This is a genomic window from Tardiphaga sp. 768_D3_N2_1 (assembly GCF_052076105.1).
Lineage (GTDB): Bacteria > Pseudomonadota > Alphaproteobacteria > Rhizobiales > Xanthobacteraceae > Tardiphaga.
In genome coordinates this window covers 4,922,239-4,937,491 of the sequence record NZ_CP197245.1, presented here as the reverse complement: position 1 = coordinate 4,937,491, position 15,253 = coordinate 4,922,239, and the positions used below count along the sequence as shown (strand labels likewise).

Genomic DNA, 15,253 nt, shown 5'->3' with positions numbered 1-15,253 from the left:
GGACAGGGAACCTGCTAGATTTTCTCGACACTCCCATAGCCCGCAACGTCGCAGGTCGCGGGCGGTGCGCCACCGAGGTCGGGAAACTGCTTGGCGATTGCCGTGACATTGGCCGATCGCCGCTTGACGTCGGTGGCATGGTCGCTGCCTGAACTGGCGTCGAGAATGCGCTGGATCATGGCTTTCTCGATATCCTCGACGGATTGCGAGCGTGCGAGCGACTGGGCATAGCGTGCAAGCTTGAGGGCTGTTGTCGGCCCCTTCTGGTTGGCAACGTCCATCACATAGAGCTGGGCAAACGGGCTCTTCGCGAAAACGCCACCGCGGGATCGAAGCACAGCCATGCAGCCCGTGCTGGTGTCGAGGAACTTGCGATACAGTCCCGCATATTCTGTCCGGCCCTGCGACGATCTCAGATCCTTGGTCAGTTCGTCCGAGACACGATAGAAATCGCCCCAGGTGGCAATCGAATAGACCCGCCCCCAGGTTTCAAGCGGACGCACGGTCTTGCCGCCGACGGTACGGTCACGGATCGCGCCCAGCGTTGCCGCATCGTGTTTGGCGAGAACGCGCGTGAGCGAGGTCCGGAACGGCCCGAGGTCTCCGCCATCGTTGGAGCCGATGTCGATCTGGTGTGCGCCATAGCTGGGGGAGCTGTTCCACAGCACAGCGTCAACCAGCTCGAAGGGTGAGGCGTAGATGAACTTGTTGTCCGGCACGGGACCGTCGGTCACGCTGATTTCGTTGAGCATGATCGCGCGGTGTAGCGCCTTCTGTCCAAGCGTCAGATCGTGGAATGTTGTCAGAAAGCCGCGGACGTCTGCGCGCCGGTCGGCGACGGGGAGTGCGCCCAGCCGATGCTGCCGCAGCGCCGTCAGGAGCGACTTCTCGGCGGCGACAATCTTCTTGTTGCGACAGGCGGTGCCGCGACCGCAGGCGATCGCGCCGGCGCGTTCCAGCGTGATGGCGCCTTCGTCGCGCTTGCGGCCGTAGCGATCGATCCGCCGGCGTGGAAGCAGCGCAAAATACTTGCCGTTCTGCGGCGGTGTCACCTCTCCATTCTTGTCAACCTTCAGGACTTCCTCGCTCGCATTGCGGGTCATATCCACGCGCATCGTCACGAGCGTTGCGTCACCGCTGATTTCCGATTTGACGACGCAGGCGGTGCGGACCTTCACCTTGTTGCAGCGCCATTCGCCGTCGGGTTTGTCGGTTGTCAGGATCGGATAGAAGTTGGCGAAGCCGCCGTTGGGAAGGCTGATGCGCACGATGCCCGTGCCCAGCGTATCGACCAGCTCGGTCCCTAATCCACAGCCCTGTGTAAGCGTCGGTGCGTAGGTCGTCGTTGCCGGCGGTGGCTCGGGGGTCTCGACGTCGGCTTCGACGATGCGGGTCGTTGCCCGTACATATGCGGCCTCCTGCTCCCAATCGCATTTCGGCCCTTTGGCCGCTGCGGCAGGCGATGTGAGCAGAAAGCTCAGTGCGAGCAAACCAAGTATAATTTTCATGGCAATGCCTCTGTTCGGGAACATCCCCGTCGCAGCTTGAAAATGAAGTGTCTGAAAACGCGATCCGCCGGTCGAACAGGAATGCGACCGGCGGATTGTCACGCGATGGATCTATCGCGGGATGTTGGCAGCAACGACCTGTGGAGCACCCGGCCATGGCGCGTTCTGAAATGAGAGGGCGCTATCGAACGGCCTTGCCCAGCCACGCTTCGCCAGAAGTTTGACTTCTTGCGTATTGAGGCACGTGCGATTGGCGACTTGTCCATAGGAGTCGGCATTGGCTGCGGCGTGATAATAGAGCCCGACGGCAATCGAGACGGTGTCGGAATGAGCGGCTGCCGACAGGGTGTTGCGCAGCGCCGGGCAGAAGCGCGCCATGTTCTCCCAGAACGCGGGATGGGCATTGAGGACGTCCCGTACGACGTCATTCCAGTCCTTGCCGGCGACACGGCTGAAGTCGGCGGGGATCGCCCAGTATGGTTGCGACGGCTCGGATTTGATCAACGCGTCGTAGTAGGATTTCTGGACCGCGAAGACCTCCTTCTGCTGGGCGCGGTAGCTCGCGCGACCGGTCGATCGAGCGATCTCGGCGACCACGCCGCGCGGCTTGCGATCGCGGTCCAGCAGTTTCAGCAGTTCATTGGTTGCGTCGGTCAGATCCTTGAGAGGCTTTGTATTTGAAGCCAGGAACGACACCGCGGCGGCAGCTCCCGTAAAGACCACGCCACCGCCCGGCGCTGCCAGTCCGCCCACGGCGCCCGCGAGCTTGCCGAACGATGCAACGGCGCCTGAAGCATCGAGAAAGCGTACGCCTTCTTTTGTCGAAAAGTCGAAACGCGCAGTCACTTCCTGATTACGTGGAATATCCTTGACGGTGATCGGTGCGCAGTTCTGAACACCGCGATCGCCAGTGTTTGCGACCGCGATTAGAGGGATCGTGATGTTGGATAGATTTGGATAGCTGTTTGGGAAGGTGTAGGTTACCGACATGGCGACCGCTTTTTCCGTGATCGCCCATTCATCGACCCAGGCAGTGGCTGCCTCCGTGATGCTGCCGGCGCCACACAGATTTTCGATTTTGAGTTCGTAATAGGCATAATCACCCGCCCCACTCACGGAAACGGCTTTGGGTATTTTTTGAACGGCTGCAAGGATACGGTCGGTCGGTGAAGACTGCGCATGGGCCGGGTGAACGATCTCGCAGATCGATGTCACGCCGAACAAGATTGTCAGGCAAAGCCCTAAAGTCACACGCTGCATGATGATCTCTCAAAATGAGTAATCGAATTTGGGCGGATGAAACGCGGAATGGATGCGGACCGCCGACATTGTCGACATCCACAAAATCCCAGCATCAGACAAAGGCAGGCCGCGTGCAATCTAAAATTGTATGGCTCCGGCGGGTTTCCGTGCACCTTTGTCCTGCCATGTCGATACCGGCCTGCCGTCAATGCGCGGCGCGTGGCCATGGACCGTGTGTCCCCCGATCGCCGCGCGCGAACGTCGCGACGTTTCGCCTTGATCGCGCCGCTTTACCCCTGTGGATGCTCGTTCTAAGACTGACCATGCGGCGAACCTGCCGAACTCGCTGCAACCGGGCAAAAAGAAAAGCCGTATGCCATTCATTTTGCGAATCTTTTCTTGGCTTCTGAACCGCCGGCGTGGGCCGCGGATCCGCTGGCAGGCGGCCAATGAGAATGCCGCGCGAAAAGTGCGCCGGAAATTCAGGAAGGGGCCGAAATCCACGGTCCTGTCTCATGTCATCGCGCATCGGCCGCCTGTGACGCTGGTGGGGCGGCTGCCAGCCGTCGAAATCTGGAACCTGTCCGACCCGAAGCGCGTCGCGCTGTTGTATCTGCAGCATGGCCGCCGGTTGCGGCTGCCTGCGCCCAAGGCGCTGATGGACGATGCCGTGAAACGGGCTCGCGCCGCGGAATAGTGGAAGTGGTCCACGCGTGGCCACTTCTGCCGTGTGGCGTCATGGGCTTGACGGGCCAGTTCCGAGCGAGGATGGTCGCCGCCGGGTCACTCCGTTCCACATTCAATGAAAGACTTCTGCATGATCAAGCGTCTCGGTCCTGGCAAGCGCCTCAGCCAGGCTTCCATCCATGGCAACACCGTCTATCTCGCCGGCCAGGTGCCGGATGAGTATTCGGGCGACGTCAAGACGCAGACCAAGCAGGTGCTCGACAAGATCGACGCGCTGCTCAAGGAAGCCGGCACCGACAAGAACAACATCCTCAGCGCGACCGTCTGGCTGCCGAATATCAACGACCGCGATGCCATGAACACGGTGTGGGATGCCTGGGTGCCCGAAGTTGGCCCGGCACGCGCCTGCGTCGAGTCGAAGCTCGCGGACCCCGCCATCAAGGTCGAGATCGCCGTCATCGCAGCGATTCCGTAAATCATGCCCCCCGTTGCCATTGCGGTCGCCCCCAACGGCGGCCGCAAGGTCAAGGCCGACCATCCCGCGGTGCCGCTGACGCCGGCGGAGTTGGCGGTGACGGCCGCGCATTGCCTTGAGGCAGGCGCGGCGATGATCCATGCCCATGTGCGCAATGCCGATGGCAGTCACCTGCTCGATGCGGCCGCATATCAGGATGCGATCGCGGCAATCCGCAGTGCCGTCGGCGAGCGGCTCGTCATCCAGATCACGTCCGAGGCGCTCGGCAAATACACACCGGCGCAGCAGCGTGCGGTGGTGCAGGCGGTGAAGCCGGAAGCAGCATCGCTGGCGCTGCGCGAACTGGTGCCCGATGCCGGCGAGGAGCAGGCCTTCGCCGATCTGCTCGGCTGGATGAAGCGCGAGCGCGTGACGCCGCAGATCATTCTCTATGATGCGGCGGATGCCATCAGGCTGGCGGAGTTCCGCAAGCGTGGCCTCGTGCCGTTCGAAAAACTGCCGGTGCTGTTCGTGCTTGGCCGTTATACGGCGGGGCAGACGTCAAGCCCGGCCGATTTGTTGCCGTTCGTGGATGGCGCCGCGCCAAAATTCGAACACTGGAGTGTCTGCGCCTTCGGTGCGCAGGAGACGGCCTGCGTCACCGCGGGCGCATTGCTCGGCGGCCATATTCGCGTCGGCTTCGAGAACAACGAATTGCTGCCCGATGGTTGCCGCGCCAAAAGCAACCAGGATCTGGTTGCGGCGGCGCGACGCGCGATCGAAGCTGTCGGGCTGAAGCACGCGACGGCGGGTGAGTTGCGCGCCGCGACGGCGGAGTAACTAACCTCTCCCCGTTCTTTACGGGGAGAGGTCGCCGCGTCTTCGCGGCGGGTGAGGGGCGGCGCGCCATAGTCCTTGCACAATTGCACTCACGGTTCGCACCGATCCCGACCCGATAAGACCATGCGAGATGATAGGCCATTGCCTTGCCCCTCATCCCGACCTTCTCCCCGCGCAGTGCGGGGAGAAGGAGCGCGCCGCCGACGCCAGGATTACTCACTCAAACCACGGCCATTCCGCGCCGCCGTCATGGGTAACGGCGCCGCCGGGTGCCTGTCCGACGAGCTTGGCATATTTCGCCAGCGCACCGGCGCGGTGGCGCGGCGGACGCTGGGTCCACGCCGCCTTGCGCGCCGCAAACTCCGTCTCGTCGATCATCAGATCCAGCCGTCGCGCCGTCGCGTCGATGCGGATCTTGTCACCATCGCGCACCAGTGCGAGCGGGCCCCCGATATAGGCTTCCGGCGAGACATAGCCGATACACATGCCGCGTGTCGCGCCGGAGAAGCGGCCATCGGTGATCAGCGCGACCTTCTCGCCCATGCCCTGACCATAGATCAAAGCGGTGACCCCGAGCATCTCGCGCATGCCGGGGCCGCCGACCGGACCCTCGTTGCGGATGATCAGGACGTCGCCTTCCTTGTAGTTGCGGTCCTTCACGGCGGCGACGCAGCTCTCCTCGTCCTCGAACACGCGGGCGGTGCCTTCGAACACCGTCTTCTTCAGGCCGGCCACCTTGATCACCGCGCCATCGGGCGAGAGATTGCCCTTCAGCACTGCAACGCCGCCATCCGGCATGATCGGCTTCGACGGTGAATAGATGATCTCGCCATCGGCCTTGTTGGCGTTGCCGTATTCTTCCGCGATGGTCCGGCCGGTGATGGTCAGGCACGAGCCGTCGATATGGCCGCTCTCGATCAGTGCACGAATGACGACCGCGGTGCCGCCGATGTCGTAGACGTCCTTGGCGACATATTTGCCGCCTGGCCGCAGATTGCCGATCAGCGGCGTGCGGGCGAATACTTCGCCGACATCGTCGATGGTGAACTTGATGCCGGCTTCATTGGCGATGGCTGGCAGATGCAGCGCGGCATTGGTCGAGCCGCCGGTTGCAGCGACGATGGCGGCACCGTTTTCCAGCGATTTGCGGGTGACGATGTCGCGTGGCAGCGGGCCATTCTTGCGCAGCATCTCCATCACCAGACGTCCGGCACGGCGCGCGAATTGCGCACGCTCGGCATAGACGCCGGGGATCATCGAGACATTGGGCATGGTGATTCCCAGTGCCTCGGAGACCATCGCCATCGTATTGGCAGTGAACTGGCCGGCGCAGGCACCGATGGTGGGGAGGCACGCGCGTTCGATGGCGTCCAGCTCCTGCTTGTCGATGTCACCGGTCATGAAGGCGCCGACGGCCTCATAGGAATCCAGCGCAGTGAGCGTCTTGCCCTTGTGCAGCCCCGGCAGCGAACTGCCGCCATAGATGAAGATCGACGGCACGTTGCAGCGGACCATGCCCATGATGACGCCGGGCAGCGTCTTGTCGCAGCCGCCGAAGCCGATCAGCGCATCATAAGCAAGGCCATGCATTACGGCTTCGATGGAGTCGGCGATGATCTCGCGCGACAGTAGCGAGAACTTCATGCCTTCGTGGTTCATGCTGATGGCGTCGGAGACGGAGATGGTCGAGAATTCGCGCGGCGTGCCGCCGGCTTCCGAGATGCCCGTCTTGGCGGCGTCGACCTGAAAGTCGTGGGTCATGTTGCAGGGCGTCTGCTCGCCCTTCATCGATACGACGCCGATCATAGGCCTCGCGATCGCATCGTCGTCGAGGCCCATGGCGCGCATGAAGGCGCGGTGCGGCGCGCGGTCGAGGCCGTCGGTGGTGACGCGGGATCGCAATTTTTTCATCACTCGTATCTTTCCGTTTCTTGGTCTTGTCGTCCAATGCATTGAGGCCACGCCGTGGGCGTGGCCTCAGGACATCATATAATGAGTGTCGTGTCTTGCCTTACTGGATCGGCGCCACGATGGTCGGATGCTTGAACTGCATCACGTCCATCTTCGGCAGCATGCCGGCTTCCTGATAGATGTCGAGCATCTTCTGCATCGCCGGGAAGTTCGGCGCAGCGCCGGGATCTCGGCCGAAGTCATTATCCTTCAGAAGGTAAGTTTCGAGCACCGGGATCGGCGCCTTCAGCACTTCGTTGACGACCTTCAGCGTTTCGTCGCGATCCGCCAGCGCCTTCTTCATGCCAAGGGTTATGTCGGCGACATACATTTTGGCGAGTTCGGGATTCTTGTCGACGAAATCGGCGCGGCAGGCTTCGAGGATGTGCACGATGTTGGGCATCGCCTCGTTGAGTGCGAACAGCTTGCGCGTGCCGCCCTTGGCTTCCATGCGTGCGGCGAACGGCTGGTTCATGTTGATGGCGTCGACGCGGCCCTGACGCAGCGCATCTTCCGATGCGGCAAAGCCGATCTCGATCAGCTTGATGTCCTTCTCCGGATCGACGCCGCCGCCCTTCAGCAACATCTTGAACGGCCCGTAGGTGCCGCCGCCGATGACCGAGATGCCGACATTCTTGCCCTTCAGGTCCGCAATGGTCTTGATCGGCGAGTCGTCCTTCACGGCCCAGTAGACCGAGAAGCCGCCTGGCTTTTCGAACACGTGCTGCGCAACGATATAGGCCTTGAGGTTGCCGCCAGTCACGCCGTTGGCAAGCGACAGCACGCCCTGCGTGGCGCAATCCAGCGCGCCGGCGGCCAGCGCCTGCGTCATCGGCGAGGTGCCCTGAAACTGGGTCCACTCGATATTGTATTTCTTGCCCAGGTTGGTGAATTCGGTGGGCCGTTTCATCATCCAGTATTTGGATTCCTCGGCCGGAATGGTCCAGCCGACCTTGATGGTCGGAATTGTCTGGGCCTGCGCACCCGACACTGCCCCCGCCGCGAGAACCGCCGCCACCAGCCACTTCGTAGAACCCAGCTTCATGCCCGCTCGCTCCGTTTGATAATGGCCAGACATGGCCATAGGACAGACCCGCTGCCTTGAAGCCTTTCATGCCTCAAATATTCTGGCAAGCGAACTGCGTGCCCAACATTCATTCGTGCTGTGGCGCAACAATTGGCAGCCCGGCAGGCGATGATATCACCGTTGCTGCGGCTGCGGACGCAGCGTAGATAGCTCGCAGAGGCGAGCAGCGCGGCTCGGCGATAGAAGGACAGTGGCGTGACCATGGCGGATTCGGCAGGCAGCAAAGAGAAGCTCGGTTACCTCGGTCTCGGTCTGATGGGATTACCGATGACCAAACGGCTGCTGAGTGCCGGCTTTGACGTGGCCGTGTGGAATCGCTCGCCCGGCAAGGTGAATGCACTCGTCGAGGCCGGTGCGAAAGCCGCCGCAAGCCCGCGCGATGTCGTCGCGCATGCCAGCATCATCTTCATGTGCCTCACCGATGCATCGGCGGTGGAAGAGGTGGTATTCGGCGACAACGGCCTGTCCGGCACCGATGGCAAGGGCAAGCTCGTCGTGGACTTCTCATCGATCCATCCAGACAAGACGAAGGCCATCGCGGCGCGGTTGAAAGCCGCAAACGGCATGGGCTGGGTCGATGCGCCGGTGTCGGGCGGCACCAAGGGTGCAGAGGAAGCCACGCTCGCGATCATGGCGGGCGGTGAGGCCACCGATGTCGAACGTATCAGGCCCTATATTCTGGCGATGGCGCGCAACTTCACGCATATGGGGCCGACCGGCGCCGGGCAGATGACCAAGCTCTGCAACCAGGTGATCGTTGGCTGCGCCATGGCTGTGCTGGCCGAAGCGACGCGACTGGCTGTGAATGCCGGTATCGACGCCAAACGCTTGCCGGAAGCGCTCGCGGGCGGTTTTGCGGATTCGATCCCGCTGCAATTGTTCGTGCCACGGATGGCGCAGGGCATTCATTCGCCGCCGCTCGGCCACATCCATACGATGCTCAAGGATCTCGATACGGTCGTCGACGTGGCGCAGGACACATCGACGCCGGTGCCGATGGCGGCACTGGCGGCGCAGATCTTCCGCATGGGCAAGGCGGTGCGTGGCGCCGACGCCGATGCGCTCGAGATCTATAAATTGTCGGCGCCAAAAGAATGAAGGTTCTGGTGATCGGCGCGGCCGGCATGATCGGCCGCAAGCTGTGCGAGAGGTTGCTCAAGGACGGTCGGATCGGTGGCGCTGCTATCACCGACCTGGTCATGGCCGATGCCGTCGCGAGCGATCTCGGGGTGGGGTCAGGCTTTGCGCGTAGCATCACCGTCGATCTCGCGCAGCCCGATGCATCGACTACGCTGCTGGCGTCGAAGCCCGAGCTGATTTTCCACCTGGCGGCAGTCGTCTCTGGCGAAGCCGAGCAGAATTTCGACAAGGGCTATGCCGTCAATCTCGATGGTACGCGCAATCTGTTCGAGGCGATCCGCGCGATGGGCGACGGCTATCATCCCCGCATCGTCTATACGTCGTCCATCGCCACCTTCGGCGCGCCGTATAACGGGCCGATCGTGGACGAATTCTTTCACACACCGCTGTCGAGCTACGGCACGCAGAAGGCGATCTGCGAATTGCTGCTGGCGGATTATACGCGCCGCGGTTTCTTCGACGGCATCGGAATTCGCCTGCCGAACATCTGCGTGCGGCCGGGCAAACCCAATGCGGCGGCGTCGGGCTTCTTCTCCAATATCATCCGCGAGCCGCTGGCCGGGCGCGAGGCGGTGCTGCCGGTGTCAGACGACGTCGGTCAGACCCATGCCAGTCCGCGTGCGACGACGGAGTTTCTGTTGCGCGGTGCGCAGCTCGACAGCACCCAGCTCGGCGCGCGCCGCACGCTGATGATGCCCGGCGTGCGAGCCTCGGTCGCCGACATGATCGCCGCGCTGCGCCGCGTGGCAGGTGACAGTATTGTGACGCGTATCAGACGCATGCCCGATCCTGCCGTGATGGCCATGGTTGCCGGATGGCCGACGATGTTCGCGACCAAACGCGCACTGGCATTGGGCTTCCTGGCGGAGCCGGATTTCGATTCCATCATTCGTGCCCATATCGAGGATGACCTCGATGGCGTCTTTGTGCGTTAGCGGTTAAGGACAATCATGGCGCGCGATATCATCATGGCAGCGGGAGGCATTGTCGTGCAGCGAGGCGAGACGCCGCTGTTCGCCGTGGTCTGCCTGCGCAAGCGCGGCGACTGGGTGCTGCCGAAAGGCAAGCTCGACAATGGCGAGACGCCGCGCGACGCGGCCGAGCGGGAAGTGCTGGAAGAGACTGGCCACGCCGCGTCGGTGCATGATTATCTCGGCGCGCTGGCCTATCCACTCGGCGAGCGCACCAAGGTCGTGCATTTCTGGCACATGGAGGCGGCGCCTACGCCATCACGCAAGCTGATGAAGGATATCAGCGAAGTCGCGTGGCTGCCCTTCGACGCCGCGCTGGCGCGGCTGACCCGCAGTCATGAACACGCGTTTTTGGCGCAGGTCGGACCGATGGCGCTTGCGGCAGCAAGAACGGCATTGGTCGTCGACGGCGAGCCGGTGCGGCCAATTGCTGTAGGCCCCGTCACCGCGCGGCGAGACCCGGGCTTTTTCGCGAAGATCAGGAACTGGCTAAACGGGTAAGGTCCATCGTCGCCGCGAATACCGGTATGATGGCCTCAATGCCTGTTGGTCTCGTCATCGAACCGCAGCACATTGCCGAATGGATCCGTGATGGCTGGCGCCTTGTCCGTCGGGCTCGGCCGCGCGAAGCGGGCCTGCCTGTCATGCAGCTCCTTCGCGAAAGCCGCGATATTGCTGCCACGGATATAGACCACGCTACCCGGCGTGCCGTCGCCATAGTGCTCGCTGAGATGCAGCTTCACGCAGCCGCGCGACACCTGCATGTAGAGCGGGGAGTCCGGCTCGTAGCGATGTTCCCAGTCGATCGCAAAGCCGAGGAAATCGACATAGAACTCCCTGGCCTTGGCGATGTCATAGATACGCAGAACCGGAATTGCCGGTTCGAAGGTAACGTCGGTCATCGCGATCTCCCACTAGTGACGTGCGCGAGATTATCGCAGCGAGATTGCCAAACGCCAGAACGCTCGGTCAGGCGCCGCGCATGATCACGCCGTACCAGCCGAGACCCTTATAGGTCTCATAGCCCGGTGTGGCATGGAAGGCGACGAGGCCGCCCGAACGGTCGTGATAGAAACCGCTGCGACGACCGTTCAAGGCCAGCGGGATTCGTTCGGTGAGCAGGCCCTGACCGTCGGACGAAGCGATTACGCGCAGGTTCGAATCCACCAGCAGCACACGCGTCTTGTCGTCATCGACGCGAACGCCTTCGACGATGGCGCGCGCCTGGGCTTCCCAGTCGAAATGAATCGCGAGCACGCCGATGGCGCGGCCATTGGCCTTGCCGCCTTCGCGCACGCTGGCGCAATAGGTTGCGACCTGTGCATTGTTCAGGAGCGGCTGGCGCTCGACATCGCCCGCGGTGTAGTCGTCGCCGGAGCGCAGCGTACGGGCGTCGCGAAACCAGGCGGTGCTAGCAATGTTCTGACCCGTGACATTGAAACGATCGCCACGGCCGCTGGCGATGACATTGCCTTGCATGTCGCACAGCCAGAGATCGAGATAGACGGTGTAGGCGCCGAGGATCACGGCAAGTCGCTCGGAGACATGGGCGACGGTGGCATCGCCCGGTGCGGCCGCGCAATCGACGACGGCGGAGTCGGTGGCCCACCAGCGCACGTCGCAGGTGCGCTCATAGAGATTGCGGTCGATCAGCTCGATGGCATTGAGGGACAGATCGACCATGCGTTCGCCGCGCGAGCGTTCGGTCATCTTCTCGATCGACGCCATCAGGCTGCCGGTGCGCGCGGTGAGCTGGGATTCCAGATCGCGCGCGATGGTCTCGACCTGCTGGCCGACATTGCGCACTTCCTGCGCCACGACGGCGAAGCCCGCGCCCTGTGCGCCGGCGCGGGAGCTTTCGATCAGCGCGTTCAGCGCCAGCATCTTCATCTGGTTGGTGATGTGCTGGATCGACTTGGTCTTTTCGCAGGCGATCTCGTTGACCTCGGCGGTCAACCGCCCGATCAGCGCGGAGATATCGGAGCTGTCGTCAGTCTCTTCAGTCGCATTGGCATACGCAGAATTGCGGCTGCGGTTCATCGCCAAAACCATCGTCGCATCCCCGTTGAGACAGCAATCAGTTACCTTTCGTTTTTATCGCCCAGTCATGGTTAATCGTGACTTAATTTTCCGCGTGCCGGGTTCCACCGACCTGCACGAATAAGAGGCAAGAGTGCGCAACAGGCACTGTCTCACTGCGCCTGATCGCTTGCAGACTGCATTCGCGCGAAGTCCGGCGCCACTAACGGTATAAATTAGGGTGGCATTAGTGATGCTTATGCGCGCGCTCCCGATTGTTGTGACGAACAACGCGATATCAACCTCGTTCTGGCAGGCTGGCTACTTCATGGGCTGAGCCATTGTGATGAGCGTTCTCGAAGACCTGACCGGTGCGACCACGTCGGAACTATCCGACGAATTGATCTTCCAGATCGCCTCGGCTTCCAGCCCCGAGCAGCGCAAATACACGGCTGACCTGTTCCGGCATTTCGCCAAACAGCTCGAATTCGAGTCCTATCGGCGCGGGCAGCAGAGCATGGCCGTTCCGCAGCTTCCGTCGCCGGCCATGATCATCGACGCGACACCCGAGCGGGGCGACGCACCCACGATCCAGCCGTCGGATGACCCTGGCGAGGACCCGTCCGTCGGGCTGATCCCGCCGGTGCGCTGGCAGGATTGACGGCGGCGCGACAGTTTTACGTCAGATCCGTTGCTTCCTATCGATTGGCTTAACCATTCGCAGGCCAAATAGTCACGAGTGATTCGAGCGTTGCAATCGTGAAGAGCGGGCGTCCCAGTGAGTGTAGTTATTCCATTCCCCATGCGTGCGGCGGCCCCTCAGGCCGATGAGTGTGAAATCGATCTGCTGAGCGCCGTCGATCTGGCGATCCGCGATCTTCGTGAAATTTCCCAGACCGCTAACGACATCGCGCAGGCGCGTGCGCGCGAATGCCTGGCCATGCTGGAAAGCGCCTATGCGGGCGCGCTGCAGGGCTGACGCGTTCTGAGCGCGCCAACAGGAGATCAGCGATGCTGTTTCTGGTGATCTCGAATCCGCGCGCCGATCGTCCCTCCGACATGGCGGCCGCGCGCCAGGGCTTCTGGCCGTGGATGGCGGGGTATCAGGCGTCGGGCATCTGCCAGCACATCTATCCCCGCGTCGGCCGCGGCGCGGTCGCGGTGTTCGAGGTCGATGGCAATGAGGTGCTGCATCGTATCCTGAACGAATGGGCCGACATCATTCCGGCGCAGTTCGAGGTCTATCCGCTGGTCGATCTCGACGCCACGACCAGGCTGCTGGCCGCGCAGGTCGCAGCTTCCAAGTAACGTCAGCAACTACAGTTCCCGGTGGGGTATTTCACGCGGAATCCATTGGTTTGCACCATGGACTCGGCAAATCCGCGTCGCTATATGCGTCATCTCTCCCTTACCAGTATCGGGCACTTTTCATGACGACCTCTGACACCGCTGCACCCGTTTCCCAGCCGTTCCAGGCCGAAGTCGCCGAATTGCTGAACCTGATGGTTCACTCGGTCTATTCCGAGACCGATATCTTCCTGCGCGAACTGGTGTCCAACGCGTCCGACGCCTGCGACAAGCTGCGCTATGAGGCGATCGCGAATCCGTCGCTGATCCCCGACGGCCAGTCGCCCAACATCACCATTGTCCCGGACAAATCAGCCAATACGCTGTCGATCATCGATACCGGTATCGGCATGGATCGCCAGGAACTGATCGACAACTTGGGGACGATCGCGCGTTCCGGCACCAAGTCATTCCTGTCGCGCCTCACCGAAGTCAAGGATGGCTCCAACCTGATCGGGCAGTTCGGCGTCGGCTTCTATGCGGCTTTCATGGTGGCTGAGAAAATCGTCGTCACCAGCCACCGCGCCGGTACCCACGATGCCTTCACCTGGACCTCGACCGGCGGCGCCGGCTTCGAGATAGGTCAGGTTGCTGACGGCATGAGCGTGCCGACCGGCACGTCGATCGTGCTGCATCTGAAGGACGACGCGAAGAAGTATCTCGAAACCTACGAGATCGAGCGCATCGTCGGCGCCTATTCGGACAACATCCAGTTTCCGATCATGCTCAAGGATGGCGATGCCGAGCCACGCCAGATCAATTCGGCCAGCGCGCTGTGGCAGCGCTCCAAGTCGGAACTGAAGCCGGAAGATTACAGCGCGGCCTACAAGTCCATTGCGCATGCCTATGACGAACCGGCGATGACACTGCACTACCGCGCCGAGGGCCGCTATTCCTATGCGGTGTTGCTGTTTGCGCCATCGACTAAGCCGTTTGATCTCTTCGAGCCGAACCGCAAGGGTCATGTGAAGCTCTATGTGCGCCGCGTCTTCATCACCGACGATGCGGATCTGCTGCCGTCCTATCTGCGCTTCATCCGCGGTGTCATCGATGCCGAGGATCTGCCGCTCAATCTCTCGCGCGAGATGTTGCAGAACAATCCGCAACTTGCGCAAATCAGGAAGGCAGTGGCGACCCGCGTGATCGGCGAGCTGGAGAACCTCAGCGAGAAGGATGCAGAGACCTTCGCCAAGATCTGGGACGCCTTCGGCCCGGTAATCAAGGAAGGCATCTATGAGGATTTCGAGCGCCGCGAAAAGTTGCTCGCGCTGTCGCGCTTCACCACGACTGCAGGCGAGAAGCGCTCGCTGAAGGATTATATCGCTGACCTGAAGCCAAACCAGACCGAGATCTATTATCTTGCCGGCGACAGCCTTGACCGCCTGAAGTCGAATCCGAAGCTGGAGGCCGCCAAGTCGCGCGGCATCGAGGTGCTCCTGCTGACCGACGCGGTCGACGCATTCTGGAGCTCGGCGCCGCTCGATTTCGACGGCAAGCCGCTGAAGTCGCTGAGCCAGGGCGAGGTCAATCTCGATCTGGTCCCGCGCATCGACGACGAGGCGACCAAGGACGAGCCGAAGACCGAGACCGACGAGGCTGCGACGATTGCCGTGATCAAGGATGCACTCGGCGAGCGCGTTTCCGACGTGAAGGTCTCGACGCGCCTGACCACATCGGCCTCGTGCCTCGTGGCCGGCGGCGCCGGCCCGGATCGCGAGCTCGAACGCATGCTGGCGATGCAGAACCGCGGCAGCGTCACCAAGCCGATCCTCGAGATCAATCTGCGCCATCCGCTGGTGGCAAAGATTGCCGGCGCGGACAAGGCGGCAGGCGGCGAAGCATCGGACATCGCGTTCCTGCTGTTGGAGCAGGCGCAGATCCTCGATGGCGAGTTGCCAGAAGATCCTGCGGCCTTTGCAAGCCGTCTCAATCGGCTGGTCCTGCGCGGCCTCTGATCGCCGACCATTTCACGGCGCGGGGCATCGCTCCCCGCGCTTTCGATGCAAGG

Annotated in this window: 16 protein-coding genes; 10 read left to right on the top strand and 6 right to left on the bottom strand. The window is 62.2% G+C overall.

The genetic code is table 11. The annotated features are described in order from the left end of the window. Positions 1–14: 14 nt before the first annotated feature. Complete coding sequence (locus tag AB8A27_RS23120; protein WP_441243926.1) at positions 15–1,508, bottom strand: hypothetical protein; 1,494 nt, start codon at positions 1,506–1,508, stop codon at positions 15–17. Positions 1,509–1,619: 111 nt separating this feature from the next. After that, positions 1,620–2,768: a hypothetical protein gene (locus AB8A27_RS23115; protein WP_441243925.1), complete on the bottom strand. Its 1,149-nt coding sequence runs from the start codon at positions 2,766–2,768 to the stop codon at positions 1,620–1,622. A gap of 451 nt (positions 2,769–3,219) precedes the next feature. On the opposite strand from AB8A27_RS23115, the gene AB8A27_RS23110 reads away from it, so the two are divergent. The 3 genes from AB8A27_RS23110 (at position 3,220) to AB8A27_RS23100 (ending at position 4,731) form a co-directional block, all read left to right on the top strand. Then, positions 3,220–3,447, top strand: a complete 228-nt coding sequence (locus tag AB8A27_RS23110) for a hypothetical protein (RefSeq protein WP_441243924.1) — start codon at positions 3,220–3,222, stop codon at positions 3,445–3,447. A 120-nt stretch (positions 3,448–3,567) separates the two neighbouring features. Next, positions 3,568–3,912: a RidA family protein gene (locus AB8A27_RS23105; RefSeq protein WP_120288051.1), complete on the top strand. Its 345-nt coding sequence runs from the start codon at positions 3,568–3,570 to the stop codon at positions 3,910–3,912. Between the two features lie 3 nt (positions 3,913–3,915). Then, positions 3,916–4,731, top strand: a complete 816-nt coding sequence (locus AB8A27_RS23100; protein ID WP_441243923.1) for a 3-keto-5-aminohexanoate cleavage protein — start codon at positions 3,916–3,918, stop codon at positions 4,729–4,731. Between the two features lie 216 nt (positions 4,732–4,947). Here AB8A27_RS23100 and ilvD read toward each other — a convergent pair whose 3' ends face one another. After that, positions 4,948–6,642 carry a dihydroxy-acid dehydratase gene (gene ilvD / locus AB8A27_RS23095; protein ID WP_441243922.1) on the bottom strand — a complete coding sequence of 565 codons (1,695 nt, stop codon included), beginning with the start codon at positions 6,640–6,642 and terminating at the stop codon, positions 4,948–4,950. A 100-nt stretch (positions 6,643–6,742) separates the two neighbouring features. Beyond that, on the bottom strand, positions 6,743–7,726 hold the full coding sequence (locus tag AB8A27_RS23090; protein WP_441243921.1) for an ABC transporter substrate-binding protein: 984 nt from the start codon (positions 7,724–7,726) through the stop codon (positions 6,743–6,745). A 243-nt stretch (positions 7,727–7,969) separates the two neighbouring features. Between AB8A27_RS23090 and AB8A27_RS23085 the strand changes: the two genes are divergently transcribed. Genes AB8A27_RS23085 through AB8A27_RS23075 form a run of 3 tightly spaced genes read left to right on the top strand, consistent with a single transcriptional unit; the run spans position 7,970 to position 10,380 of the window. After that, positions 7,970–8,866 carry an NAD(P)-dependent oxidoreductase gene (locus tag AB8A27_RS23085; protein ID WP_441244991.1) on the top strand — a complete coding sequence of 299 codons (897 nt, stop codon included), beginning with the start codon at positions 7,970–7,972 and terminating at the stop codon, positions 8,864–8,866. After that, positions 8,863–9,843 (top strand): D-erythronate dehydrogenase, encoded by a 981-nt coding sequence (denD, locus tag AB8A27_RS23080; protein ID WP_441243920.1) that lies wholly within the window; start codon positions 8,863–8,865, stop codon positions 9,841–9,843. The genes AB8A27_RS23085 and denD overlap by 4 nt, the downstream gene beginning before the upstream one ends. 15 nt (positions 9,844–9,858) lie before the next feature. After that, a complete protein-coding gene (locus AB8A27_RS23075; protein ID WP_441243919.1) occupies positions 9,859–10,380 on the top strand; it encodes an NUDIX hydrolase in 522 nt (173 codons plus the stop codon). Between the two features lie 35 nt (positions 10,381–10,415). Here the strand turns inward: AB8A27_RS23075 and AB8A27_RS23070 are convergent, their stop codons facing one another. Further along, positions 10,416–10,781, bottom strand: a complete 366-nt coding sequence (locus AB8A27_RS23070) for a glyoxalase superfamily protein (protein WP_441243918.1) — start codon at positions 10,779–10,781, stop codon at positions 10,416–10,418. A gap of 67 nt (positions 10,782–10,848) precedes the next feature. Continuing rightward, complete coding sequence (locus AB8A27_RS23065; protein ID WP_441244990.1) at positions 10,849–11,919, bottom strand: methyl-accepting chemotaxis protein; 1,071 nt, start codon at positions 11,917–11,919, stop codon at positions 10,849–10,851. Between the two features lie 325 nt (positions 11,920–12,244). Here AB8A27_RS23065 and AB8A27_RS23060 point away from each other — a divergent pair, with 325 nt between their 5' ends. From AB8A27_RS23060 to htpG, 4 genes are all read left to right on the top strand, one after another. Continuing rightward, positions 12,245–12,559 carry a hypothetical protein gene (locus AB8A27_RS23060; protein ID WP_441243917.1) on the top strand — a complete coding sequence of 105 codons (315 nt, stop codon included), beginning with the start codon at positions 12,245–12,247 and terminating at the stop codon, positions 12,557–12,559. A 141-nt stretch (positions 12,560–12,700) separates the two neighbouring features. Then, positions 12,701–12,877, top strand: a complete 177-nt coding sequence (locus AB8A27_RS23055) for a hypothetical protein (RefSeq protein WP_441243916.1) — start codon at positions 12,701–12,703, stop codon at positions 12,875–12,877. Positions 12,878–12,909: 32 nt separating this feature from the next. Next, complete coding sequence (locus AB8A27_RS23050; RefSeq protein ID WP_441243915.1) at positions 12,910–13,206, top strand: DUF3303 family protein; 297 nt, start codon at positions 12,910–12,912, stop codon at positions 13,204–13,206. A 122-nt stretch (positions 13,207–13,328) separates the two neighbouring features. Further along, positions 13,329–15,200 carry a molecular chaperone HtpG gene (gene htpG / locus AB8A27_RS23045; protein ID WP_441243914.1) on the top strand — a complete coding sequence of 624 codons (1,872 nt, stop codon included), beginning with the start codon at positions 13,329–13,331 and terminating at the stop codon, positions 15,198–15,200. Positions 15,201–15,253 lie beyond the last annotated feature (53 nt).

Bases quoted from the DNA above. Each gene is read 5' to 3' on its own strand.
- AB8A27_RS23120 (WP_441243926.1), bottom strand. From the start codon at position 1,508: ATGAAAATTATACTTGGTTTGCTCGCACTGAGCTTTCTGCTCACATCG.
- AB8A27_RS23115 (WP_441243925.1), bottom strand. From the start codon at position 2,768: ATGCAGCGTGTGACTTTAGGGCTTTGCCTGACAATCTTGTTCGGCGTG.
- AB8A27_RS23105 (WP_120288051.1), top strand. From the start codon at position 3,568: ATGATCAAGCGTCTCGGTCCTGGCAAGCGCCTCAGCCAGGCTTCCATC.
- AB8A27_RS23100 (WP_441243923.1), top strand. From the start codon at position 3,916: ATGCCCCCCGTTGCCATTGCGGTCGCCCCCAACGGCGGCCGCAAGGTC.
- ilvD (WP_441243922.1), bottom strand. From the start codon at position 6,642: ATGAAAAAATTGCGATCCCGCGTCACCACCGACGGCCTCGACCGCGCG.
- AB8A27_RS23090 (WP_441243921.1), bottom strand. From the start codon at position 7,726: ATGAAGCTGGGTTCTACGAAGTGGCTGGTGGCGGCGGTTCTCGCGGCG.
- AB8A27_RS23085 (WP_441244991.1), top strand. From the start codon at position 7,970: ATGGCGGATTCGGCAGGCAGCAAAGAGAAGCTCGGTTACCTCGGTCTC.
- denD (WP_441243920.1), top strand. From the start codon at position 8,863: ATGAAGGTTCTGGTGATCGGCGCGGCCGGCATGATCGGCCGCAAGCTG.
- AB8A27_RS23075 (WP_441243919.1), top strand. From the start codon at position 9,859: ATGGCGCGCGATATCATCATGGCAGCGGGAGGCATTGTCGTGCAGCGA.
- AB8A27_RS23070 (WP_441243918.1), bottom strand. From the start codon at position 10,781: ATGACCGACGTTACCTTCGAACCGGCAATTCCGGTTCTGCGTATCTAT.
- AB8A27_RS23065 (WP_441244990.1), bottom strand. From the start codon at position 11,919: ATGAACCGCAGCCGCAATTCTGCGTATGCCAATGCGACTGAAGAGACT.
- AB8A27_RS23060 (WP_441243917.1), top strand. From the start codon at position 12,245: ATGAGCGTTCTCGAAGACCTGACCGGTGCGACCACGTCGGAACTATCC.
- AB8A27_RS23055 (WP_441243916.1), top strand. From the start codon at position 12,701: ATGCGTGCGGCGGCCCCTCAGGCCGATGAGTGTGAAATCGATCTGCTG.
- AB8A27_RS23050 (WP_441243915.1), top strand. From the start codon at position 12,910: ATGCTGTTTCTGGTGATCTCGAATCCGCGCGCCGATCGTCCCTCCGAC.
- htpG (WP_441243914.1), top strand. From the start codon at position 13,329: ATGACGACCTCTGACACCGCTGCACCCGTTTCCCAGCCGTTCCAGGCC.